This is a genomic window from Vibrio marisflavi CECT 7928 (assembly GCF_921294215.1).
Taxonomy (GTDB): Bacteria; Pseudomonadota; Gammaproteobacteria; order Enterobacterales; family Vibrionaceae; genus Vibrio; species Vibrio marisflavi.
Genome location: NZ_CAKLDM010000002.1, coordinates 2,456,758 through 2,479,652, shown reverse-complemented (window position 1 = coordinate 2,479,652; position 22,895 = coordinate 2,456,758). Strand labels below are relative to the sequence as shown.

Sequence of the window (22,895 nt, the reverse complement as noted above, 5' to 3'; positions counted from 1 at the left end):
GAAATGGCTATTGTTAAATGTAAGCCGACTTCCCCTGGTCGTCGTCACGTTGTTAAAGTTGTTAACGCTGACCTACACAAGGGTAAGCCATACGCACCTCTTCTAGAGAAAAACTCTAAGAATGGTGGTCGTAACAACAACGGTCGTATCACAGTACGTCACATCGGCGGTGGTCACAAACACCACTACCGTGTAATTGACTTCAAACGTACTAAAGACGGTATTCCAGCGAAAGTTGAGCGTCTAGAATACGATCCAAACCGTAGCGCAAATATCGCTCTAGTTCTGTACGCAGACGGTGAGCGTCGTTACATCATTGCACCTAAAGGTGTTCAAGCAGGTGATCAGATCCAATCTGGTGTAGATGCGCCAATCAAAGCAGGTAACACTCTGCCGATGCGCAACATCCCAGTTGGTTCAACTGTACACTGTGTTGAACTTAAGCCTGGTAAAGGTGCTCAGCTAGCTCGTTCTGCTGGTGCATACGTTCAAATCGTAGCTCGTGAAGGTTCATACGTAACTATCCGTCTACGTTCTGGCGAAATGCGTAAAGTCCTATCTGAAGGCCGTGCAACAATCGGTGAAGTAGGTAACGCAGAGCACATGCTACGTGAACTAGGTAAAGCTGGTGCTAACCGCTGGCGCGGTGTTCGTCCAACCGTTCGTGGTGTTGTGATGAACCCAGTAGACCACCCACACGGTGGTGGTGAAGGCCGTACTTCTGGTGGTCGTCACCCAGTTTCTCCTTGGGGTATGCCAACTAAAGGCTTCAAGACCCGTAAGAACAAACGCACTGACAAGTACATTGTACGTCGTCGTAACAAATAATCTATAAAGAGGAATCGCCATGCCACGTTCTCTCAAGAAAGGTCCATTTATTGACCTACACTTGCTGAAGAAGGTAGAGAAAGCGGTGGAAAGCGGAGACAAAAAGCCTATTAAGACTTGGTCCCGTCGCTCAATGATCATTCCATCAATGATTGGTTTGACCATCGCTGTCCATAATGGTCGTCAGCACGTACCAGTTTTCGTAACCGACGAAATGATCGGTCACAAACTGGGTGAATTTGCACCAACTCGCACTTATCGCGGCCACGCTGCAGATAAGAAAGCGAAGAAGCGTTAAGGAGTAGATGATGGAAGCATTAGCTAAACATAACTTTGCTCGCATTTCGCCTCAGAAAGCTCGCTTAGTTGCAGACCAAATTCGCGGTAAATCTGTTGACCAAGCTCTAGAAACTCTAACTTTCAGCAACAAAAAAGCTGCTGAGCTAGTTAAGAAAGTTCTTGAGTCAGCAATCGCTAACGCGGAACACAACGAAGGTGCAGATATCGACGATCTTAATGTCGCTAAAATCTTCGTAGATGAAGGTCCTATCATGAAGCGTATTATGCCTCGTGCTAAAGGCCGTGCAGATCGTATCTTGAAGCGTTCATGCCACATCACTGTTGTTGTAGCAGATCGTTAAGAGACTAGGAGAGTAAGCAATGGGTCAGAAAGTACATCCAAATGGTATTCGTCTTGGCATCGTTAAGCCTTGGAATGCTACATGGTTTGCTAATACCAACGAATTCGCTGACAACCTAGACGGCGACTTCAAGGTACGTCAGTTCCTAACTAAGGAACTTTCGAAAGCGTCTCTATCACGCATCATTATCGAGCGTCCTGCAAAGAGCATCCGTGTGACTATTCACACTGCTCGCCCAGGTGTTGTTATCGGTAAGAAAGGTGAAGACGTAGAAAAGCTACGCACTGCAGTAGCTAAAATTGCAGGTGTACCAGCGCAAATTAACATCGCTGAAGTACGTAAGCCTGAGCTGGACGCACAACTTGTTGGCGACAGCATCGCGTCTCAGCTAGAGCGTCGTGTTATGTTCCGTCGTGCTATGAAGCGCGCGGTACAGAATGCTATGCGTCTAGGTGCTAAAGGCATCAAAGTGCAAGTAGGCGGCCGTCTAGGCGGTGCTGAAATTGCACGTTCTGAGTGGTATCGTGAAGGTCGTGTGCCTCTACATACACTACGTGCAGACATTGATTACGCAACTTCTTCGGCTCACACTCAATATGGTGTGATCGGCATTAAAGTTTGGATCTTCAAAGGTGAGATCCTAGGCGGTATGCCAGCTGCTAACGCAGTAGAGCCAAAAGGCGACAAGCCTAAGAAGCAGCGTAAAGGCCGTAAGTAAGGAGTCGACAGATGCTACAACCTAAACGTACTAAGTTCCGTAAGGTTCAAACAGGTCGTAACCGTGGTCTTGCTAAAGGTACTGACGTAAGCTTCGGCACATTTGGTCTTAAAGCAGTCGGCCGTGGCCGTCTAACTGCTCGTCAGATCGAAGCGGCTCGTCGTGCGATGACTCGTCACGTTAAGCGTCAAGGTAAAATCTGGATCCGTGTGTTCCCAGACAAACCTATCACAGAAAAGCCACTTGAAGTTCGTCAAGGTAAGGGTAAAGGTAACGTTGAGTACTGGGTAGCCCAAATCCAACCTGGTAAGGTTATGTACGAAATGGACGGTGTACCTGAAGAATTGGCACGTGAAGCGTTCCGCCTAGCGGCACGTAAACTGCCTTTCAAAACTACATTTGTAACTAAGCAGGTGATGTGATGAAAGCACAAGATCTACGCGAAAAAAGCGTTGAAGAGCTTAATGCAGAGCTAATTGAGTTGCTACGTGAACAGTTCAACTTGCGCATGCAAGCTGCAACTGGTCAACTACAGCAAACTCATACTCTAAAAGCTGTACGCCGTAATATCGCACGTGTGAAAACTGTTTTGACTGAGAAGGCAGGCGCATAATGAGCGAAGTAAAACGTACTCAACAAGGTCGTGTTGTTAGCAACAAAGGCGAAAAGTCTATCACTGTTGCTATCGAGCGCATGGTTAAACACCCAATTTACGGTAAATTCGTAAAGCGCACGACTAAAGTACACGCACATGACGAAAACAACGAGTGTGGCCTAGGCGACGCAGTTGAAATCGCAGAGTGTCGTCCAATGTCTAAGACTAAGTGCTGGACACTGGTAAAAGTTCTAGAAAAAGCGAAGATGTAATCTAGTTTTTTCTATGAAAATAAAGCGGCTCCAAATTTTTTTTGGAGCCGTTTATTTTTTGGCTACCCAATTGAAAGAAAGGGTGGTACAATTCGCGTCCCTTTAAAGAGGCAGCCCGACCCGAGAGGGTCTAGTTTTTAATATTTAGCGGAGCACTAACAATGATCCAAATGCAAAGTACACTCGACGCTGCGGATAACTCCGGCGCTCGTAGAGTAATGTGTATTAAGGTTCTGGGTGGCTCTCACCGCCGTTATGCACATATCGGAGACATCATTAAAGTTACTGTTAAGGAAGCAATTCCTCGCGGTAAAGTTAAGAAAGGTGATGTTCTGAAGGCGGTTGTAGTTCGCACCCGTAAAGGCGTACGTCGTCCAGACGGTTCTGTCATTCGCTTCGACCGTAATGCTTGCGTATTGTTGAATGACAATACTGAGCAACCAGTCGGTACACGTATCTTTGGTCCAGTGACTCGTGAACTTCGTAACGCGAAATTCATGAAGATTGTTTCACTGGCTCCAGAAGTTCTGTAAGAGGCACGAGAAATGGCAGCTAAGATCCGTCGTAATGACGAAGTAATCGTTCTTGCCGGTAAAGACAAAGGCAAGAAAGGTAAAGTAACTAAGGTTCTAGCAACCGGTAAAGTTATCGTTGAAGGTATCAACCTTGTTAAGAAGCATCAGAAGCCTGTTCCGGCTCTGAACCAACAAGGTGGCATCGTTGAACAAGAAGCAGCTATTGATGCTTCTAACGTTGCAATCTACAACGCAGCTACTGGTAAAGCAGACCGCATCGGTTTCCGTATTGAAGACGGCAAGAAAGTTCGTTTCTTCAAGTCTAACGGCGAAACCGTTTCTAACTAATAGAAGTAATTTGGAGTTCTACTATGGCGAAACTGCATGATTACTACAAGTCGTCTGTAGTCGCTGAGCTTGCCAAAGAGTTCAGCTACACAAGCGTCATGCAAGTCCCTAGGATTGAGAAAATCACCCTAAACATGGGCGTTGGTGAAGCAATCAACGATAAGAAACTGCTAGAAAACGCAGCATCTGATATGGCAATGATCTCTGGTCAGAAGCCACTTATCACTAAAGCGCGTAAATCTGTTGCAGGTTTCAAAATTCGTGAAGGCTACCCAATTGGTTGTAAAGTAACCTTACGTGGCGAACGTATGTGGGAGTTCCTAGAGCGTTTAATCTCTATTGCTCTTCCACGTGTACGTGATTTCCGTGGTGTTAGCGCTAAGTCTTTTGACGGACGCGGTAACTACAGCATGGGCGTTCGCGAGCAAATCATCTTCCCGGAGATCGACTACGATAAAGTCGATCGTGTACGCGGTCTTGATATTACTATCACGACAACTGCTGCGTCCGATGAGGAAGGCCGTGCTCTGCTGGCTGCCTTTAACTTCCCATTCCGTAAGTAAGGTGAAGGGTTACTGTTATGGCTAAACAATCAATGAAAGCACGTGACGTAAAACGTGCAAAGCTAGTTGCTAAATACGCTGAAAAGCGTGCAGCACTAAAAGCTATCATCAGCGATGTAAACGCATCTGAAGAAGATCGTTGGAACGCAGTTCTTAAACTGCAAGCTCTTCCACGTGATTCAAGTGCATCACGTCAGCGCAACCGTTGTAACCAAACTGGTCGTCCACACGGTTACCTACGTAAGTTCGGTCTAAGCCGTATCAAAGTTCGCGAAGCTTGCATGAAAGGCGAGATTCCTGGACTTCGTAAGGCTAGCTGGTAATTGCCACTTAATCATTTGGAGTAAATCATATGAGCATGCAAGATCCGATTTCGGATATGCTGACCCGTATTCGTAACGGTCAGGCAGCAAACAAAGTTGCTGTTAAAATGCCTTCTTCAAAGCTTAAAGTTGCAATTGCTGCACTACTAAAAGCTGAAGGTTACATCGTTGACTTCGCTGTTGAAGGCGAAGCAAAACCTGAGCTAGAAGTTACTCTTAAGTACTTCCAAGCTAAACCAGTAATAGAGCAAATCAAACGTGTTTCACGTCCTGGTCTACGAGTTTACAAGAACAAAGACTCGCTACCAAACGTGATGGGCGGACTTGGTATTGCTGTAGTATCCACTTCCAAGGGTCTTATGTCAGACCGTGCTGCGCGTAAAGCCGGTCTTGGTGGTGAAATCATCTGCTACGTAGCGTAATAGGAGTAGAATATGTCTCGTGTTGCTAAAGCACCTGTCGCTATTCCAGCTGGCGTAGAGGTGAAACTAAACGGCCAAGAAGTCACAGTTAAAGGCGCTAAAGGCGAATTAACTCGCGTACTAAACAACGCGGTTGTGATTGCACAGGAAGAAAACAACCTTACTTTCGGTCCTAAAGAAGGTGTTGCTAACGCTTGGGCTCAAGCAGGTACTGCTCGTGCACTAGTTAACAACATGGTTGTTGGTGTTACTGAAGGCTTCACTAAGAAATTAGTGCTTAAAGGTGTTGGTTACCGTGCTGCTATGAAAGGCAAAGCTGTAGGTCTAACACTAGGTTTCTCTCACCCAGTAGAGCACGCTCTACCAGAGGGAATCAAAGCTGAATGCCCAAGCCAAACTGAAATCGTACTAACTGGTTGTGACAAGCAATTAGTTGGTCAAGTTGCGGCTGACATTCGTTCTTACCGTGAGCCTGAGCCGTATAAAGGTAAAGGTATCCGTTACGCCGATGAAATCGTGCGTACTAAAGAAGCTAAGAAGAAGTAAGGTAACACTATGGATAAGAAAGCATCTCGCATCCGTCGTGCTACACGCGCACGTCGTAAGATTGCAGAACTTGGTGCAACTCGCCTAGTAGTACACCGTACTCCTCGTCACGTGTACGCACAGGTTATTGCATCAAATGGCTCTGAGGTTATCGCATCAGCTTCTACTGTAGAAAAAGCGATCCGTGAGCAAGTGAAGAACACTGGTAACATCGATGCAGCTAAAGCAGTAGGTAAAGCTATCGCTGAGCGCGCTCTTGAAAAAGGCGTTTCTACTGTTGCATTTGATCGTTCTGGTTTCCAATACCACGGTCGAGTAGCGGCGCTAGCAGATACTGCTCGCGAAGCTGGTCTGAAATTCTAAGGTAGGGTTGATCGATGGCTAAAGAACAACAACAAGCGAGTGATTTGCAAGAAAAGCTAATCGCTGTTAACCGTGTATCTAAGACGGTTAAAGGTGGTCGAATCATGAGCTTCACTGCACTAACAGTAGTTGGTGACGGTAACGGTCGTGTAGGTTTCGGTTACGGTAAAGCCCGTGAAGTACCTGCTGCGATCCAAAAAGCAATGGAAAAAGCGCGTCGTAACATGACTACGATCGCTTTGAACGAAGGCACTCTTCACCACCCGGTGAAAGGTCGTCACTCGGGCTCTAAAGTTTACATGCAGCCTGCTGCAGAAGGTACTGGTGTTATCGCAGGTGGTGCGATGCGTGCAGTACTAGAAGTAGCTGGTGTACATAACGTACTATCTAAAGCATACGGTTCTACGAACCCTATCAACATCGTTCGTGCAACGATCGATGCACTAGGTAGCATGAAGTCGCCAGAAATGGTTGCTGCTAAACGTGGTCTAACTGTTGAATCTATTTCGGAGTAAGAACCATGGCAACTATTAAAGTTACTCAAACTAAAAGCTCAATTGGCCGCCTACCTAAGCACAAAGCGTGCTTGAAAGGTTTAGGCCTTCGTAAAATCAACCATACAGTTGAACTTGAAGATACTCCGTGTGTTCGCGGAATGATCAACAAGGTTAACTACATGGTTAAAATTGAGGAGTAATCAGAATGCGTTTGAATACTCTATCACCGGCTGCGGGCTCTAAACCTTCTAAGAAGCGTGTAGGTCGTGGTATCGGTTCTGGCCTTGGTAAAACAGGTGGCCGCGGTCACAAAGGTCAAAAGTCACGTTCAGGTGGAAGCGTTCGTCCAGGTTTTGAAGGCGGTCAAATGCCTCTAAAACAACGTCTACCAAAATTCGGTTTCACTTCTCGTAAGAGCCTAGTGTCTGCTGAAGTTCGTCTAGCTGAGCTAGCGAAAGTAACTGGTGACGTAGTGGACTTGAACAGCTTAAAAGCAGCTAACGTTATCACTAAGAATATCGAATTCGTTAAGATCGTTCTTTCTGGTGAAATCAACAAAGCTGTGACTGTAAAAGGTCTGCGCGTAACTAAAGGCGCTAAAGCTGCAATCGAAACTGCAGGCGGTAAAATCGAGGAATAATCTCGAGGAACGAGGTACAGATGGCTAAGAAACCAGGAAAAGATTTTCGTAGTGCTCAGAGCGGCTTAAGTGAACTGAAGTCGCGCTTATTATTTGTAATTGGTGCGCTTATCGTGTTCCGAGCAGGCTCTTTTGTGCCGATCCCTGGTATTGACGCAGCTGTACTTGCCAATTTGTTCGAACAGCAAAAAGGTACCATCGTTGAAATGTTTAACATGTTCTCCGGTGGTGCATTAGAGCGTGCATCTATATTAGCATTGGGCATCATGCCGTATATTTCGGCTTCGATTGTTGTCCAATTGCTAACTGTAGTTCATCCAGCGTTAGCTGAGCTCAAGAAAGAGGGCGAAGCAGGGCGTCGTAAGATTACCCAATATACGCGTTATGGCACGCTTGTACTTGCAATATTCCAAGCTATAGGTATCGCAACTGGCCTACCGCACATGGTCCACAATCTGGTTGTTATCAACCAAACCATGTTCACGCTAATTGCAACCGTAAGTTTAGTAACCGGCACCATGTTCCTAATGTGGTTAGGTGAACAGATTACAGAGCGAGGAATTGGTAACGGTATCTCGATACTAATTTTTGCAGGTATTGTTGCTGGATTGCCTAATGCAATCGGTCAAACAATTGAGCAAGCGCGTCAAGGTGAATTGAACGTACTTCTTCTGCTGTTAATTGCTGTATTAGCTTTTGCAGTTATTTACTTTGTTGTTTTCATGGAGCGTGGTCAACGTCGTATCGTCGTTAACTATGCGAAGCGTCAACAAGGTCGCAAAGTATTTGCTGCACAAAGTACTCACTTGCCACTGAAGATAAACATGGCAGGCGTAATTCCAGCAATTTTCGCATCGAGCATTATTTTGTTCCCAGGAACAATTGCACAGTGGTTCGGCCAAAACGGCCAAAGCCCTATGTTTGGTTGGTTGACGGACGTGTCTTTGGCACTAAGTCCAGGTCAGCCGCTTTACGTAATGCTTTATGCAGCTGCAATTATTTTCTTCTGTTTCTTCTACACGGCGTTGGTTTTCAACCCGCGTGAAACAGCAGATAACTTGAAGAAGTCTGGTGCATTCGTACCCGGCATCCGCCCAGGTGAGCAGACAGCGAAATATATTGATAAAGTAATGACTAGACTAACTCTCGCGGGTGCTCTATATATTACCTTTATCTGTCTGATTCCACAGTTCATGATGATCGCTTGGAACGTACGTTTCTATTTTGGCGGTACATCACTACTAATCGTAGTGGTTGTTATCATGGACTTTATGGCACAGGTACAGACTCATCTGATGTCACAACAGTATGATTCTGTGTTGAAGAAAGCGAATCTGAAAGGCTACGGTCGTTAATTCGACTTTAGTTACAGATTTCTATTACGGAGTTTAGCAATGAAAGTTCGTGCTTCCGTTAAAAAAATCTGCCGTAACTGTAAAATCATCAAGCGCAACGGTGTTGTTCGCGTGATTTGCAGTGAGCCAAAGCACAAACAGCGCCAAGGCTAATTAGCAGAAATTTTTACTTGAAATATAAGGTAGTGTCGCGTATATTCCTCGGCCTACCTTTTGCGTGCAAAAGAAGTAGTATGCCGCAGCGTATCCTCGACGGGCTTTGCTGCGGATAATTTCTTATTTAAGTACTAGGAGTGAATAGTGGCCCGTATAGCAGGCATTAACATTCCTGATCAAAAGCATGCTGTAATTGCATTAACTGCAATCTACGGTATCGGTAAAACTCGTTCTCAAGCTATCCTAGCTGAAGTGGGTATTGCTGAAAATGCAAAGATCAGTGAACTAACTGAAGAGCAGATTGATCAACTGCGTGATGGTGTAGCTAAGTACACTGTAGAAGGTGATCTACGTCGTGAAGTATCAATGAACATCAAGCGTCTTATGGACCTTGGCTGTTACCGTGGTCTTCGTCATCGTCGCAGTCTACCACTACGTGGACAGCGTACTAAAACCAACGCTCGCACCCGTAAGGGTCCGCGTAAGCCGATCAAGAAATAATCGGGAAGGTAGAGTACAATGGCTAAACAACCAACACGCGCTCGTAAGCGCGTACGCAAGCAAGTTGCTGATGGCGTTGCGCACATTCATGCATCTTTCAATAACACAATCGTAACTATCACAGACCGTCAAGGTAATGCTCTTGCATGGGCTACTGCTGGTGGTTCTGGTTTCCGTGGTTCTCGTAAATCTACTCCGTTCGCTGCACAGGTTGCTGCAGAGCGTTGTGCAGAAATGGCTAAAGAATATGGCCTAAAGAACCTAGAGGTTATGGTTAAGGGTCCAGGTCCAGGTCGCGAATCTACTGTTCGTGCACTGAACGCTGCTGGTTTCCGTATCACTAACATTGTTGATGCGACACCAATCCCTCATAACGGTTGTCGTCCACCTAAGAAACGTCGCGTATAACGTTTCTAGGAATATTGGAGAAAGATCATGGCAAGATATTTGGGTCCTAAGCTGAAGCTTAGCCGTCGTGAAGGCACTGACTTATTCCTTAAGTCTGGTGTTCGCGCGATCGATACCAAGTGTAAAATTGATAACGCACCAGGTGTACACGGCGCTCGTCGCGGTCGTCTATCTGAGTATGGCGTTCAGCTTCGCGAGAAGCAAAAAGTTCGTCGTATGTACGGCGTTCTAGAAAAACAATTCCGTAACTACTACAAAGATGCTGCACGCCTTAAAGGCAACACAGGTGAAAACTTGCTGCAACTTCTTGAAGGTCGTCTAGATAACGTAGTTTACCGCATGGGTTTTGGTGCAACACGCGCTGAAGCACGTCAATTAGTTAGCCACAAGGCTATACTAGTAAACGGTAAAGTTGTAAACGTTCCTTCTTTCAAAGTTACGGCTAACGACGTTGTATCTATTCGTGAGAAAGCTAAAACGCAATCTCGCATTAAAGCGGCTCTAGAAGTTGCTGAACAACGCGAAAAACCAACTTGGATTGAAGTAGATGCCGGTAAAATGGAAGGTACATTCAAGCGTATGCCTGAGCGTTCAGACCTATCAGCCGACATCAACGAACAATTGATCGTCGAGCTTTACTCTAAGTAAGGTTTAAACTAAAGAGAGGACACAATGCAGGGTTCTGTAACAGAATTTCTTAAGCCACGTCTGGTTGATATCGAACAAATCAACACGACACACGCAAAAGTAACTCTTGAGCCATTAGAGCGTGGTTTCGGCCATACTCTTGGTAATGCACTTCGCCGCATTCTTCTATCGTCTATGCCGGGTTGTGCGGTAACAGAAGTAGAGATTGATGGCGTATTACACGAATACAGCACTAAAGAAGGCGTTCAGGAAGATATTCTTGAAATTCTTCTAAACCTTAAAGGTTTGGCTGTTCGCGTTGCCGAAGGCAAAGATGAAGTGTTTATTACGTTGAACAAATCAGGCTCGGGCCCTGTTGTTGCAGGTGACATCACCCATGATGGTGATGTGGAGATCGCTAACCCTGAACACGTTATTTGTCACCTAACGGATGACAATGCTGAAATCGCAATGCGTATTAAAGTAGAACGTGGTCGTGGTTATGTTCCAGCTTCAGCTCGTATCCATACTGAAGAAGATGAGCGCCCAATTGGTCGTTTGCTTGTAGATGCAACTTACAGCCCAGTAGACAAAATTGCTTACTCGGTTGAAGCGGCACGTGTTGAGCAACGTACTGACTTGGACAAGCTTGTTATCGATATGGAAACGAACGGCACTCTTGAACCTGAGGAAGCTATCCGTCGCGCAGCTACAATCCTAGCTGAGCAGTTGGATGCATTCGTAGATCTACGTGATGTACGAGTTCCTGAGGAGAAGGAAGAGAAGCCTGAATTCGATCCAATCCTATTGCGTCCTGTAGACGATCTTGAACTAACAGTTCGCTCTGCTAACTGTCTGAAAGCAGAAGCGATTCACTACATCGGTGATCTTGTACAGCGTACTGAGGTTGAGCTATTAAAAACTCCAAACCTTGGTAAGAAATCTCTTACAGAGATTAAAGACGTACTTGCATCACGTGGCTTGTCTCTAGGTATGCGCCTAGAAAATTGGCCACCAGCGTCTATCGCTGAAGATTAATCGATACTAGTTAGAAGGATTAGGTCATGCGCCATCGTAAGAGTGGTCGTCAACTCAACCGCAACAGCAGTCATCGCAAAGCGATGTTCAGCAATATGGCTAGCTCGCTAGTACGTCATGAAGTTATCAAGACTACTTTGCCAAAAGCCAAAGAGCTACGTCGCGTAGTTGAGCCTTTGATTACACTAGCTAAGACTGACAGCGTTGCTAACCGTCGTCTAGCATTTGCACGTACTCGTGACAACGAAGTAGTTGCAAAACTATTTAACGAACTAGGTCCACGTTTCGCTAGCCGCCAAGGCGGTTACACTCGTATCCTAAAAGCTGGCTTCCGTGCTGGTGACAAAGCTCCAATGGCTTACATTGAGCTTGTAGATCGCCCAGAAGTTGCTGAAGAAGCTGCAGCTGAGTAATCAGTAGTTCGTATGAACTAAAAGCCGAGCGTCATGCTCGGCTTTTTGCGTTTTACGCGTCGATAAAAGTTAAATGTCTCTGCTTAGAAGACAATAAAAAACGCCGCATAAAGCGACGTTTTCTTACATCAATATACGTATATTGAGGCTTATAGGATATCTAGAAGCTCAACTTCAAATACTAGAGCTGCAAACGGAGGGATAGAAGCACCTGCGCCGCGCTCACCATATGCTAGATCGTGTGGGATGTATAGTTTCCACTTAGAACCAACAGGCATCAGTTGCAATGCTTCAACCCAACCTTTGATTACGCCAGTTACTGGGAACTCAGCAGGTTGACCGCGAGATACTGAGCTATCAAATACAGTACCGTCAGTTAGCTCACCGTGGTAGTGTACGCGAACTTGCTTGTCTGAAGTCGGGATTTCACCAGTACCTTCAGTTAGTACTTCATATTGAAGGCCAGACTCAAGAACAGTCACTTCATCACGTAGAGCGTTGTCTTTTAGGAACGCTTCACCGTCAGCCGCTGCTGCTTTAGCTGCTTCTTGACGAACTGCTTCAGCGCGAGTTTGGATCTCTTGAAGTGCTTTGTTGATTTCATCAACTTCGATTGCTGGAGCATCACCAGTTAGTGCAGTTGCGATACCTGCAGCGATAGCATCAACATTTAGTCCTTCTAGACCACTACCTGCTAGTTGTTGGCCCATTTGTAGACCGATACCGTAGCTTGCTTTTTGCTCTACAGTTTCAAATTTAACGTCTGACATTTAAAGTTTCTCTTACTTTGTCGAAATGAACACAGAGGATACCAGTTCCAGCGCTTAGATGAAATGGATACCCGATGTGGTTGGCATATTCGTAGTGTGGTGTGATGCCATTCATATAACTTAGGAAAAAGTGCTAGATTTTGCGAACTCCTAACTTATAAACTTTAAATTATCTATACTCGCGCAGTGTCTGTTTTTATACTGTGCTAGCTAGATTTAGGAGAGTGCAGTTAATGAATCGTAGGAAGAAGAAGCCAAAGCAAGTTGACTACTTGGACTTGATAAAGACTAAGTGGGCTGAAATCGAGTGGAAATCACTGACACCGAAAGTGAAAGCTACTTGGTCTGAGCTTCCTAAACTTCATAGACGCTCTTTAAGTGTTTTAGTACCAGTCGTTTTTCTACTGATCGTAATGCCGTCACCTAAATCTGAAGATTCGGAGATGGCTCCAAACTTAAATAAGCGAGTCGCAATTAAGATCAATCCAGTTGGGCTCAGCGAGCAAAATACGACTCAGCCTGAAACCAGCACGAACAAGAACTCTACCTCGAACGTCTCATCAGACACAGCGACGTCAACTAAACCTAGTAACTCGCAAACAAGCTGGAAAGATTATGTGGTCAAAGCTGGCGATACGTTAGCTAAGATATTTCGCACTAACGGTTTATCCATGTCGGACCTCAATGACCTCATCAGTGTAGAAGGCGGAAGTAAGCCGTTAAGCCATATTCAAAAAGGACAGCTTATTCGCTACAAGCTTAATACAGAAGGTCAGTTGGATATGCTTCAGCTGGAAAAATCGTCTGGCTCAGTCATATTTTTCCGTCTGTCTTCAGGTGGGTTTGCGAAGAAGTAAACACGTTTAGAGCGGTAGAGTAAATCACTTATAACTCGCGTTGTTATTCTTTTTCTATATTAAAAATGACATATTAGAATTTCCAGCAATAAAGTGTACAAGACATAATCAGTCCATCATCCGCTAATTGGTACCTATGATGGCTAAATCAAACTCTATTGCTGCTTTTCCTTTATCTCGAAGTCAAACGGCTCGATTGCCTACCAGTAGCAAGCAAATCATCCAGCCTGGAGAGGTCGCCCTCGTTGGCGCTGGACCGGGCGATCCGGATCTCCTGACTATCAAAGCTTATCATCTTCTGCAACAAGCTGACGTTGTCCTATATGACTATTTGGTTTCTGAGGAGATTATGTCGTTGGTGAATAGCCAATGCATCTTAGTGTGTGTAGGTAAGAAAGCAGGACACCATAGCGTTCCTCAAGGGAAAACCAATCAGCTACTTGTCGATTTTGCCAAAAAAGGAAATCGAGTCGTTCGAATCAAAGGTGGTGACCCATTTATTTTTGGTCGAGGTGGCGAAGAAGTGGAAGTGTTAGCTGATGAGGGGATCTCGTTTCAAATTGTTCCCGGAATTACAGCCGCTGCAGGAGCTACAGCATATGCAGGTATTCCACTTACCCATCGCGATTATGCGCAGTCAGCAATGTTTATTACTGGTCACCTAAAGTCTGAAACTGACAACATGGATTGGGCGACGTTAGCACGGAAAAATCAGACACTGGTTATTTATATGGGGTTACTTAAGTCTCAACATATTCAGCAAAAAATGCTAGAAAATGGCCGCGGAGCTTCTACCCCCATCGCCATTATTGAACGTGGAACACAGAGCTGTCAGAAGGTATTCAAGGGACGGCTATCTGAACTTTCACTATTAGCAAAGCAAGCTCAATCCCCAGCGCTTATTGTCATCGGTGAAGTGGTTGCTTTATCGGAAAAGCTGAAGTGGTTTAACTCCACAGAGATTGAGTTAGAAGCAGAGAACAAAAGCTATATGTACGGCTAGCTAAACTGTTTCATCGACGCTACCACCCGCGCTATCGGTGATCAGCATGAACTTTTGACTCAATATAGCTACTAACTGATCGTAATATTTCATACTCGGTTTATTGCCCAGTAGCTTACATAATTCATTCCCTGTTGGACTAAAGCGGTAATAGAGTAATCGAACCCCTTTAGCAAGTGGTTGTAGTGATATGTTTTTGCCTTGGTAGCTCAATGGTAATGGAGGGTCGACTTCTATTTCTCCTGATTCAAGCTCCGAGCCATGTAAAAGCCCAAGTTCTATAAGGACCAACAAGCTTGAATAAGGCAATTTAAAACTACCAATATTGATATTCATGGTTGTATTCTTTCCAAAGCTAAAAATGCCACCTTGTGCTTTGTATCCAATCACCAGCTTCTGGCTAGTATCACCGCCAAAGCTACATGCTAAAGAAGCCGCACGTTGTAGGATCTGAGCCTCTTTAGAAGACATGTCTTGTAGTACTTTGAGCGCTTTCATTGAGGTGGAGCCGGGGTTAGTGACTTCTCTTTTTAGTACTTGAGCCCATAAGCGCTGCATTGAAGAGTTGTGGATCTCTTGCGCCATATCGAAAAAACGCAATAGCCAATCTGGGTCTGGTTCACCTGCGGTTTCATCTTTGCAAAAGCCATGAGCAAACTTCAATATTTGCTCAAGGTTTCTCTGCCTTAGCTCTTGCCGCCTTTCTTCTCTATCGGAAGATCTTTCTAGTGCAGTAGACTCTGGTTTCTCATGTCTAAGAAGTGCATCTAAACCGTGACTACCAGCAATATTTAACACTCGGCTAGCGCTGTCCTTAATATAACTGGACTTCTGCTTTGCGCTGGATGATTCATTTTCTATGGTAACGGGTTTAGTTTTGTCTTCCATAACTGAGCTCACCAAGTTTTAAATCTCTATATGCTGATTTATAAGCTTTTGATATGTGTGAAGAATAGTTGAAAGTATCTATAAGACAAGTTTACTTGCTTGTTGGAACGAAGGAATGTGCGTTAGGTATTGAACTTACTATATGCTGACACAATTGGTAGTTTAGACAAATGGAATAAGCCATCAGACAATTGAGGTAAACTGATGGCTTCAATAGCAGATCTATAAAAGGAAGTGCTATAGGTTGGACTTAACTAGGTCGATTACCTGTTTGATTTGCGCCTTATCTAGCGCACCTTGATGCTCAAATAGGATCTGACCATCTTTGTTTAAGACCACAATCGCAGAGGATTGCTCCTTCAGGTGCCAAGCTTTTGCGACTGCGCCATGCTCGTCCACCACAATAGAAGACCAAGGGAATTCTTTCTTACTATCCTCAGCAGATGATTTAACCATTGAGCCAGTTCCCCACATAGCGTCATCTTGGTTGACTATGGTTGTTGTCTGGTATTTGTCTTTAGGGAATTTTGCAGCACCAATAGCGTCCATTAAAGGCTGGTTCATTTGTTTTGCGCTACTTCTTCCTGCCATGGCTTGAATGACTCTCACCTTTCCGACTAGCTCGTTGGTATTCCAGCTCTGGTACGACTCATTACCGTCGTTCAGCATGATTTGTCCATATTCTTGTACCGTCGCTTTAGGAACAGGTTGTCCGACGGTCAAGCCACTAGCAAAGGCGAGTATGGGAGAGCATGCGATTAAGGCAATGGCAGATTTGAAAATATTGGACTTCATATGATGGGCTCCTAAATTTTAATCGATGCAGTATAGATAGGGAAAGTAAGTATACGGATAACTCAACGTTAAAAATATGACATAGCGTTAAAATGTTATAAAAATGTAACTTAAATTTTCCTTAGATTGCGAGCGCTTGAAGAAAGAGTATAATTACAAGGTTACTAATTAGTGATAACTTTGTTAGTAAGTTGTACTTGATGGATTTGAAGTACCTAAAGGAGATAGGGATTGTATGTATCAAGAATTTTCAGTTTATCGCCCCCACCAAGTGGCTAGGTACGTAAAAAGGTTGTTTAAAGGTACCTTCTTTATTACGGGAATTGGTGAATTTCAGTTTGATAACGGTAAGGTTTTAGTGCCTGAAGTTGAGGACTCAACCAAGCTGAATGCGTTTAGAGAGATCAATAAGGAAATTGCCGCTTTGCCAGTATAGATTTTAAAGCTGCGGGTTTAGTTAGAACGCGCAGCTATTCACTTCACTATCTCTCTGGTGGAAAGCAGACACCTGTCCCGCCAAGACCACAGTACCCTTCAGGATTCTTTGCCAAATATTGTTGATGATAGTCTTCTGCAAAGTAGTACTCTGTGAGAAGAGCAACTTCTGTCGTAATGGCTAATTGGTTGTTTAGTAGCGATTGGTATTCGGCCATAGACGTTTTGGCGACGGCAAGTTGCTGCTCATTTCTAGTGTAAATGACAGAACGATATTGCGTGCCAATATCGTTGCCTTGGCGCATACCTTGAGTCGGGTCGTGGTTTTCCCAAAATTGCTTTAGTAACGTCGTTAAAGGAACAATTTGTGGGTCAAAAACAACTCGTACTACCTCGGTGTGCCCTGTTTTACCAGAGCAAACCTCATCGTAAGTTGGATTTGGCGTGTAGCCACCAGCATAGCCAACGGATGTTGAAATGACCCCTTCTACTTGCCAAAAGAGACGTTCTGCTCCCCAGAAGCACCCCATGCCAAGCACAACCTCTTGCTGCGTATCCGATGATGACATTTTCAGGTTGCTGCCGTTCACAAAGTGAGTATCGTTAACTCTCATCGCTTCTGAGCGGCCCGGTAGCGATTCTTTTGCCGATATGATTTTTTGCTTATCTAACATAGGTCACCTGTGTAGCGAATTTATGTAATATCAATTGATTAGTCTGTATATGGCAATCTTCAATTTATCGTAGAGCTGGACAATATCTAGTAAGAAAGCTCTAATTGACACATTACTCGTGGTCTATATAGACCGGATTATTAACCTATTTCATACATATAGCGGTTAAGAATCACGTTATGATTAAAAGAATCAATACTATCTAGCTGAATTTTACTTATTAAGTCATGAAGAGAAAGTCATTACCAGCACTAATTATTGCTTTAGCTCTCCCCAGCAAGGCACTGGCTAATGATGTTGATCTATCGATAAATGGCTTAAGTGGTGATTTGGAAAAGAACGTCGATGCTTATCTAGCTGCTATCCCAAAATCCGATTATCGAGTCACATTACGCTTTCAATCACGGTTAGAAAAAAGCCTCAATGAAGCATTGAACGCAGTCGGTTATTACCATGCTAAGTTTCGCTTCTCTGTTGAAGGTAAAGGCACAAAGCTGGTGGTTAATATCAAGCCAGGAAAACCCGTTTTAGTCAAAAAGATAGACTTTCAGATTACTGGTGAGGCTAAATCGGATCCTGACTTCCAAAAACTATTGGGATTGAGCGGCTTAAAAGTGGGTGAAATACTCAATCATGGCCAGTATGAAACGCTAAAAAGCTCCATTCGAAATCTAGCCTTGAGGAAAGGATACTTCAAAGGAGAGTTTACAGAGAGTCGACTAGAGGTTGCCCCTTCGCTTAACGAAGCGTTTATCATTCTTCACTATAGCAGCGGAATGCGTTACCAATTTGGCAAAACGACCATAACAGGCAGTCAAATCCATCTAAGCCGTGTTCGATCGCTGCAACCCTATAAAGAAGGTGATTCGTATTTAGCTAACGATATCACTCAATTCAACCAAAACTTATCGAGTACTGACTGGTTTTCCTCGGTATTGGTGACACCAGACTTATCTAATGTCGGAACAAACCGAGAGTTACCAATGAACGTCGAGTTGGCTCCAGAGACTCGCAATAAATTGGAAACAGGGTTGGGGTATTCAACAGATGTGGGTGTTCGTGGCACATTGAAGTGGAAAAAACCTTGGCTTAGCTCGAATGGCAACAGCTTTAATAGTAGTTTTTCACTGTCCAACCCTGAACAGGTGATCACACTTGGTTATAAGATCCCGTTAGAAGATGTGCTGCGTGATTACTATTTGGTTCAGTATGGATTAAAGAGAGTTGATAACTTAGATACAAAGAGTATCGAGTCGAACTTATCATTTGAACGACATTGGTTGTTAGATGACGGTTGGCACCGCACTGCTCGTATTCGTTATTTAGTGGAAAATTATGAGCAAGGTGAACAAGATGCCGTTGGTCATTTTGTACTGCCCGGAATGTCATTTACACGTACGAGAATTAGAGGCGGCGCTATGCCGACTTGGGGAGACGGCGAGAACTTTACTTTTGAATATGGCGATCCGGAGTTTTTTTCTGAAACGAGAGTACTGAGAGTTCAAGGGAGTTCGTCATGGATTAGAAGTTATGGCCGAAATCAGCGAGGATTATTCCGTATCGATCTTGGCGGTAACTTTACCGAGGACTTTGATAAGCTATCTCCATCACTTCGCTTCTTCGCTGGTGGTGATAATAGCATTCGTGGTTACAGCTATGATTCAATCTCACCTACGGACTCAACGGGCGCATTGACAGGGGCGAAGTACCTTGCGACTTCTTCGCTTGAGTACCAACACCGCATTTATGGTAGCTGGTGGGGGGCTGTTTTCTATGATTATGGTGATGCTTTTAACTCTAAACCAGATTTTAAACGAGGAACAGGGTTTGGTATTCGCTGGGCGTCGCCAGTAGGACCGATTCGATTGGACTTTGCTTGGGGACTTGATGCAACTCCCGGACAGAAATTCCGAATACACTTCTCGTTAGGGCCTGAGCTATGAAGGTGATCATTCACTCGACAAAATGGCTCTCCTACATAATGGCATCGCTCGTGGCTATCGCTTTGATAAGCATAATCGGTTTGTTTTACACACCTGTTGGCTTAAAGCTATTGGTTTGGGGGGCAGAAAAAACGGTCCCAGAACTTAAAATAGGTGCAGCGAGCGGGGCCGTATTTCCGCATTTCACTTTATACGACGTGAGTTATAAAGATCAAAAACTTGGTGTCGATTCTCAAGTGAAAAATGTTTCTTTAGGTCTAAATCCAGCATGCTTTTTGAAACCGTCACTATGCATTCAAGATATCTCAGTTAAAGGGGCAAACGTCAAATTGACTGAGGTTACGGCTAAACCTCAACCTAAAACGAAACAAGAAACAACAGGCTCTATATCGCTGCCAATACCGCTGTTTTTTGATCGAGTAGATTTATCCGATATAAGTGTCAATGTTTATGGCAATAAGATATCGCTCGCACGCCTTAAAACACAGGGTAGTTGGCAGGGGAACCAGCTAACCATCGACCCAAGCAAAATTTCAGGTTTGGTTGTCGCTCCAGATCAGAGTACTCAGCCAGCGTCTAGTAAGTCACAACACGCTCAGCCCAGCAAGAAGCCAAGTTCAAAAGTAAGCAGTATTACTTTGCCGCAGGTGACTTTGCCTTTGGACATCAAACTTAAAAGGCTCGAAGTTGATGGTTTTACGCTTAAGCAGCCCCAACCCTTCGTCATCAATAAATTTGTTTTTGAAGGTCGTGGGCAAGGTCACAATATAGATGTTGGTTATCTCTCGGTAGCAAGCCCTGACTTCGATGGTGAGATGAAAGGTCAAGTCAGTTTACAAGGCGATTATCCTCTTGCGAGTGATCTGAAAGCGACGATCAATCAAACGAATTTTTCTGGTCAGAAAATTGCGCTTTCTCTTGCTGGTAGCATTGGCAATCTAGAGATCAATAGCCAACTGTCTGGTCCGATAGAAGGCAAACTATCTGGAAGCATGCATCCGTTAGTTTCTAATGTGCCGTTTGATCTCACTCTGGAGAGTGCCAATTCCCAATGGCCGCTACAAGGTAAGAGTGACTATCAGTTTGCGGTAGCCAAACTGAAGATGAAAGGAGACTTGGATAAATACGGCTTTTCTCTTGATGGCAATGTGACTGGTCAGCAGATTCCAGGGACAGTTCTGAAAACGACAGGATCAGGTTCTATAAATGGTATCGAGTTTCAGCAGCTTAATGCAGACACATTAGGAGGCACTTTAGTTGGCAACGTGAAGTTAGATTGGCAAACTCTGTTTTCATGGCAAGCTGATCTGAACCTAACCAATATTCAACCCAATAAGCAGTGGCCTGAAGTTCAAGGTGATTTAAGCGGACGCATAGAGACTAATGGCTCCACCACAGAGCAAGGTGGGTGGCAACTTAACCTTCCAAACGTGGCAGTTAATGGCTCAATACAAAAACAACCATTTCGTTTGGATGGCTCAGTCTCGGTGTCAGATAGTCACGGTAAAGGCGAGTATATTGTAAACACTCCAAATCTAGTATTGGCTCATGGCCCGAACTCTATTACCGCGCAAGGGGAATTAGGCGAGCAATGGAACATGCAGTTAGCAGTGAAACTTCCTAAGCTGTCTGAAACATTGCCCGGGCTTGGAGGTCAAATCAACGGCACAGTGCGTGTGACGGATTCTCTTGCGAAGCCTAAAGTTGCTCTGAAGCTAAAAGCAGTCAACCTTGATTGGCAAAACAACTTAACAATCAAACAAGCTGCACTTGACGGTACCGTAGCCCCACTTTCCGATTACCAATCTAACCTCGTGCTGAGTGGTGAGCAAATTGACTATAATCATCAGGAAGTTAATTCGGTTAAAGCTGCCTTGAAGGGGACACTCAATCAGCACTTTCTGAAGTTGAATGTTGGAAGTCAAAGAGTGTCTACTCAGCTAAGCTTGCAAGGAAACTTCAAGCCTTCTGAATCTTGGAGCGGGGAACTAGAGACGATGTCAGTTCGCTCAAGAGTTGGTGTTTGGCAGTTGAACAAACCGACTGATATTGCCTATTTGTTCAGTCAACAACAGGCAAGCGTCTCACCTCATTGTTGGGTAAATGGCAACTCTTCTATTTGCCTTGATTCGAAAGCAATCGTCGGTAAGTCTGGTAAAGTTGCTCTATCTGTAAATGATTTAAGTTTGCATCAAGTCGCAGGTTTTTTGCCCAAAGGTATTGACTTTAAAGGGGTAGCGAACGCAAAAGCAGACATGAAATGGGCACCCAATGAGCCTCCCAAATTATCAGTATCACTTTCTATACCTGATGGTGAGGTTATTCGACAATTACCCAAACCAGTCACAATTGCTTGGAGCTCGATAGGCCTTGATGCAAGTTTGAAGAACAATCAATTGAGCTCAAAATGGTCTGTAAATCTAAAACAAAACGGTGATATCTCTGGTCACTTGGATATTCCAGATGTGAGGCAAAAAAACAAGCTCGTTGATGGAGCGTTAAAAGTTTCTCAGTTGAACCTAAATTTCTTAGCGCCATTGATAGGTTCTTACAGTAAGTTAGGAGCAAACATTAACTCGGACTTGGCGCTAAAAGGAGCAATTAAACACCCAGAAATATATGGTACAGCGACCGCCGAGCAAATTGTTGTTAAAGGGGATATTTCACCAGTTGATGTCGATTCAGGAAAAGTCAGTATCAAATTTGACGGTAAACAGTCCACATTGGTAGGTGCGATACAAACCCCAGAAGGAAAAGTAAACCTTACAGGTGATGCAAACTGGAGTAGCTTGCAAGATTGGCAAGCTAATGCTCATGTTTCCGCTACTGGTTTACTAGTTAACGCTACGTCGATGGCCAAGCTAAAGGTGGTGCCTGATTTAACGATTCGAGTCACTCCAAAGCTTGCTGATATCAAAGGCAATATTGCTCTACCTTGGGGGCAAATCGTAGTTGAAAAATTACCACCAAGTGCGATTAAGGTGTCAAAGGATCAGGTGATATTAAATTCCAAACTCAAGCCTAAATCCACCCAACCAATAGTGCCATTTAAAGTTCAATCGGATGTAAAAATCACCATAGGTAACGATGTCTCTGTTTCTGCATTTGGCTTAAAAGGCAAGCTACAAGGAGAATTGCGTGTTACCCAAAATGACAAAGGGCCTTTTGTTGTCGGTGAGGTGAATATCTTAGATGGTACATACCAATCTTTCGGCCAAGATTTACAGATTCAATCTGGCAAAGTGCTAATGAATGGTCCAATCGATCAGCCGTATATCAATATAACCGCGATTCGTAATCCAGATAATACTCAAGATGATGTGACTGCTGGAATCAAGGTGAAGGGCCCAGCCGATGATCCGACAATTTCGGTTTTTTCGGATCCAGCCATGCCCCAGGCGAATGCTTTGTCTTATCTGCTGCGTGGACAAAACATTGATACCGATTCTTCTGGAAACAGTACGATGACGACTACCTTAATTGGCTTGAGTTTGGCACAAAGTGGTCAGGTTGTCGGAAAAATTGGTCAAGCGTTTGGCGTGCAGGACTTGCAATTAGATACAGCTGGTGCAGGGGATACTTCTCAAGTGGTAGTCAGTGGTTATGTGTTACCAAACCTGCAAGTGAAATACGGTGTAGGTATATTTAATCCAGTTGGTGAGTTTACTGTACGATACCAGATGATTTCCAATTTATACCTAGAAGCCGTGTCCGGATTGGACAGTGCAGTCGATATCCTGTATCAGTTTGAATTTAACTAA

33 protein-coding genes are annotated in these 22,895 nt (G+C 44.3%); 29 read left to right on the top strand and 4 right to left on the bottom strand.

All coding sequences use genetic code 11. The features are described 5' to 3' along the window. The first annotated feature begins 3 nt into the window (after positions 1-3). From rplB to rplQ, 24 genes are all read left to right on the top strand, one after another. Positions 4-828: a 50S ribosomal protein L2 gene (gene rplB / locus L7A31_RS18120; RefSeq protein WP_237363160.1), complete on the top strand. Its 825-nt coding sequence runs from the start codon at positions 4-6 to the stop codon at positions 826-828. A gap of 19 nt (positions 829-847) precedes the next feature. After that, on the top strand, positions 848-1,126 hold the full coding sequence (gene rpsS, locus L7A31_RS18115) for a 30S ribosomal protein S19 (protein ID WP_010318762.1): 279 nt from the start codon (positions 848-850) through the stop codon (positions 1,124-1,126). A gap of 10 nt (positions 1,127-1,136) precedes the next feature. Beyond that, entirely contained in the window at positions 1,137-1,469 is a 333-nt protein-coding gene (gene rplV, locus L7A31_RS18110) for a 50S ribosomal protein L22 (protein ID WP_237363599.1), read from the top strand. 19 nt (positions 1,470-1,488) lie between these two features. After that, positions 1,489-2,187, top strand: a complete 699-nt coding sequence (rpsC, locus tag L7A31_RS18105; RefSeq protein WP_237363159.1) for a 30S ribosomal protein S3 — start codon at positions 1,489-1,491, stop codon at positions 2,185-2,187. Positions 2,188-2,198: 11 nt separating this feature from the next. After that, entirely contained in the window at positions 2,199-2,609 is a 411-nt protein-coding gene (rplP, locus tag L7A31_RS18100; RefSeq protein WP_006075723.1) for a 50S ribosomal protein L16, read from the top strand. Continuing rightward, positions 2,609-2,800 carry a 50S ribosomal protein L29 gene (gene rpmC / locus L7A31_RS18095; protein ID WP_237363158.1) on the top strand — a complete coding sequence of 64 codons (192 nt, stop codon included), beginning with the start codon at positions 2,609-2,611 and terminating at the stop codon, positions 2,798-2,800. Before rplP ends, rpmC begins: the two co-directional genes overlap by 1 nt. Beyond that, on the top strand, positions 2,800-3,054 hold the full coding sequence (rpsQ, locus tag L7A31_RS18090) for a 30S ribosomal protein S17 (RefSeq protein ID WP_237363157.1): 255 nt from the start codon (positions 2,800-2,802) through the stop codon (positions 3,052-3,054). Before rpmC ends, rpsQ begins: the two co-directional genes overlap by 1 nt. Before the next feature lie 161 nt (positions 3,055-3,215). Continuing rightward, entirely contained in the window at positions 3,216-3,587 is a 372-nt protein-coding gene (gene rplN, locus L7A31_RS18085) for a 50S ribosomal protein L14 (protein WP_017026385.1), read from the top strand. A 12-nt stretch (positions 3,588-3,599) separates the two neighbouring features. Continuing rightward, positions 3,600-3,917: a 50S ribosomal protein L24 gene (rplX, locus tag L7A31_RS18080; RefSeq protein WP_237363156.1), complete on the top strand. Its 318-nt coding sequence runs from the start codon at positions 3,600-3,602 to the stop codon at positions 3,915-3,917. 23 nt (positions 3,918-3,940) lie between these two features. Beyond that, on the top strand, positions 3,941-4,480 hold the full coding sequence (gene rplE / locus L7A31_RS18075; RefSeq protein ID WP_237363155.1) for a 50S ribosomal protein L5: 540 nt from the start codon (positions 3,941-3,943) through the stop codon (positions 4,478-4,480). Positions 4,481-4,497: 17 nt separating this feature from the next. Next, positions 4,498-4,803, top strand: a complete 306-nt coding sequence (gene rpsN / locus L7A31_RS18070; RefSeq protein ID WP_237363154.1) for a 30S ribosomal protein S14 — start codon at positions 4,498-4,500, stop codon at positions 4,801-4,803. 29 nt (positions 4,804-4,832) lie between these two features. Then, a complete protein-coding gene (rpsH, locus tag L7A31_RS18065) occupies positions 4,833-5,225 on the top strand; it encodes a 30S ribosomal protein S8 (RefSeq protein WP_237363153.1) in 393 nt (130 codons plus the stop codon). A gap of 12 nt (positions 5,226-5,237) precedes the next feature. Beyond that, positions 5,238-5,771, top strand: coding sequence for a 50S ribosomal protein L6 (gene rplF, locus L7A31_RS18060; RefSeq protein ID WP_237363152.1), 534 nt, complete (start codon positions 5,238-5,240; stop codon positions 5,769-5,771). A gap of 9 nt (positions 5,772-5,780) precedes the next feature. Further along, complete coding sequence (rplR, locus tag L7A31_RS18055; RefSeq protein WP_237363151.1) at positions 5,781-6,134, top strand: 50S ribosomal protein L18; 354 nt, start codon at positions 5,781-5,783, stop codon at positions 6,132-6,134. Between the two features lie 14 nt (positions 6,135-6,148). Next, positions 6,149-6,649, top strand: coding sequence for a 30S ribosomal protein S5 (gene rpsE, locus L7A31_RS18050; RefSeq protein ID WP_042478682.1), 501 nt, complete (start codon positions 6,149-6,151; stop codon positions 6,647-6,649). Between the two features lie 5 nt (positions 6,650-6,654). After that, positions 6,655-6,831: a 50S ribosomal protein L30 gene (rpmD, locus tag L7A31_RS18045; RefSeq protein WP_237363150.1), complete on the top strand. Its 177-nt coding sequence runs from the start codon at positions 6,655-6,657 to the stop codon at positions 6,829-6,831. 5 nt (positions 6,832-6,836) lie between these two features. Further along, the gene (gene rplO, locus L7A31_RS18040) at positions 6,837-7,271 is read left to right on the top strand and encodes a 50S ribosomal protein L15 (protein ID WP_237363149.1); all 435 of its coding nucleotides are present in this window, start codon (positions 6,837-6,839) and stop codon (positions 7,269-7,271) included. A gap of 20 nt (positions 7,272-7,291) precedes the next feature. Then, positions 7,292-8,626: a preprotein translocase subunit SecY gene (gene secY, locus L7A31_RS18035; RefSeq protein WP_237363148.1), complete on the top strand. Its 1,335-nt coding sequence runs from the start codon at positions 7,292-7,294 to the stop codon at positions 8,624-8,626. A 39-nt stretch (positions 8,627-8,665) separates the two neighbouring features. Then, positions 8,666-8,779 (top strand): 50S ribosomal protein L36, encoded by a 114-nt coding sequence (gene rpmJ, locus L7A31_RS18030; RefSeq protein WP_039969906.1) that lies wholly within the window; start codon positions 8,666-8,668, stop codon positions 8,777-8,779. A 147-nt stretch (positions 8,780-8,926) separates the two neighbouring features. Continuing rightward, positions 8,927-9,283, top strand: a complete 357-nt coding sequence (gene rpsM / locus L7A31_RS18025; RefSeq protein WP_237363147.1) for a 30S ribosomal protein S13 — start codon at positions 8,927-8,929, stop codon at positions 9,281-9,283. Between the two features lie 18 nt (positions 9,284-9,301). Next, a complete protein-coding gene (gene rpsK, locus L7A31_RS18020; protein WP_001118870.1) occupies positions 9,302-9,691 on the top strand; it encodes a 30S ribosomal protein S11 in 390 nt (129 codons plus the stop codon). Positions 9,692-9,718: 27 nt separating this feature from the next. Then, positions 9,719-10,339: a 30S ribosomal protein S4 gene (rpsD, locus tag L7A31_RS18015; protein WP_237363146.1), complete on the top strand. Its 621-nt coding sequence runs from the start codon at positions 9,719-9,721 to the stop codon at positions 10,337-10,339. 24 nt (positions 10,340-10,363) lie between these two features. Beyond that, positions 10,364-11,356, top strand: a complete 993-nt coding sequence (locus L7A31_RS18010) for a DNA-directed RNA polymerase subunit alpha (protein ID WP_237363145.1) — start codon at positions 10,364-10,366, stop codon at positions 11,354-11,356. Positions 11,357-11,382: 26 nt separating this feature from the next. Further along, complete coding sequence (gene rplQ, locus L7A31_RS18005; RefSeq protein WP_237363144.1) at positions 11,383-11,769, top strand: 50S ribosomal protein L17; 387 nt, start codon at positions 11,383-11,385, stop codon at positions 11,767-11,769. Between the two features lie 149 nt (positions 11,770-11,918). On the opposite strand, the gene bamJ is transcribed toward rplQ, so the two are convergent. After that, entirely contained in the window at positions 11,919-12,539 is a 621-nt protein-coding gene (bamJ, locus tag L7A31_RS18000) for a BamJ family beta-barrel-assembly machinery protein (protein WP_237363143.1), read from the bottom strand. 233 nt (positions 12,540-12,772) lie between these two features. Here bamJ and L7A31_RS17995 point away from each other — a divergent pair, with 233 nt between their 5' ends. Next, positions 12,773-13,396: an OapA family protein gene (locus L7A31_RS17995; RefSeq protein ID WP_237363142.1), complete on the top strand. Its 624-nt coding sequence runs from the start codon at positions 12,773-12,775 to the stop codon at positions 13,394-13,396. Between the two features lie 139 nt (positions 13,397-13,535). Continuing rightward, positions 13,536-14,399 carry a uroporphyrinogen-III C-methyltransferase gene (gene cobA, locus L7A31_RS17990; RefSeq protein WP_237363141.1) on the top strand — a complete coding sequence of 288 codons (864 nt, stop codon included), beginning with the start codon at positions 13,536-13,538 and terminating at the stop codon, positions 14,397-14,399. On the opposite strand, the gene L7A31_RS17985 is transcribed toward cobA, so the two are convergent. Together L7A31_RS17985 and L7A31_RS17980 are read right to left on the bottom strand one after the other, a co-directional pair. After that, positions 14,400-15,287, bottom strand: coding sequence for a TIGR03899 family protein (locus tag L7A31_RS17985; RefSeq protein WP_237363140.1), 888 nt, complete (start codon positions 15,285-15,287; stop codon positions 14,400-14,402). It abuts the gene before it with no gap. Between the two features lie 237 nt (positions 15,288-15,524). Beyond that, positions 15,525-16,082, bottom strand: a complete 558-nt coding sequence (locus tag L7A31_RS17980; protein ID WP_237363139.1) for a YtfJ family protein — start codon at positions 16,080-16,082, stop codon at positions 15,525-15,527. 235 nt (positions 16,083-16,317) lie between these two features. Between L7A31_RS17980 and L7A31_RS17975 the strand changes: the two genes are divergently transcribed. Continuing rightward, a complete protein-coding gene (locus L7A31_RS17975; RefSeq protein WP_237363138.1) occupies positions 16,318-16,518 on the top strand; it encodes a DUF1107 family protein in 201 nt (66 codons plus the stop codon). Positions 16,519-16,564: 46 nt separating this feature from the next. Here the strand turns inward: L7A31_RS17975 and msrA are convergent, their stop codons facing one another. Beyond that, a complete protein-coding gene (gene msrA, locus L7A31_RS17970) occupies positions 16,565-17,191 on the bottom strand; it encodes a peptide-methionine (S)-S-oxide reductase MsrA (RefSeq protein WP_237363137.1) in 627 nt (208 codons plus the stop codon). 227 nt (positions 17,192-17,418) lie between these two features. Here msrA and tamA point away from each other — a divergent pair, with 227 nt between their 5' ends. Together tamA and tamB are read left to right on the top strand one after the other, a co-directional pair. Further along, positions 17,419-19,134: an autotransporter assembly complex protein TamA gene (tamA, locus tag L7A31_RS17965; RefSeq protein ID WP_237363136.1), complete on the top strand. Its 1,716-nt coding sequence runs from the start codon at positions 17,419-17,421 to the stop codon at positions 19,132-19,134. Next, complete coding sequence (gene tamB / locus L7A31_RS17960; RefSeq protein WP_237363135.1) at positions 19,131-22,895, top strand: autotransporter assembly complex protein TamB; 3,765 nt, start codon at positions 19,131-19,133, stop codon at positions 22,893-22,895. The genes tamA and tamB overlap by 4 nt, the downstream gene beginning before the upstream one ends.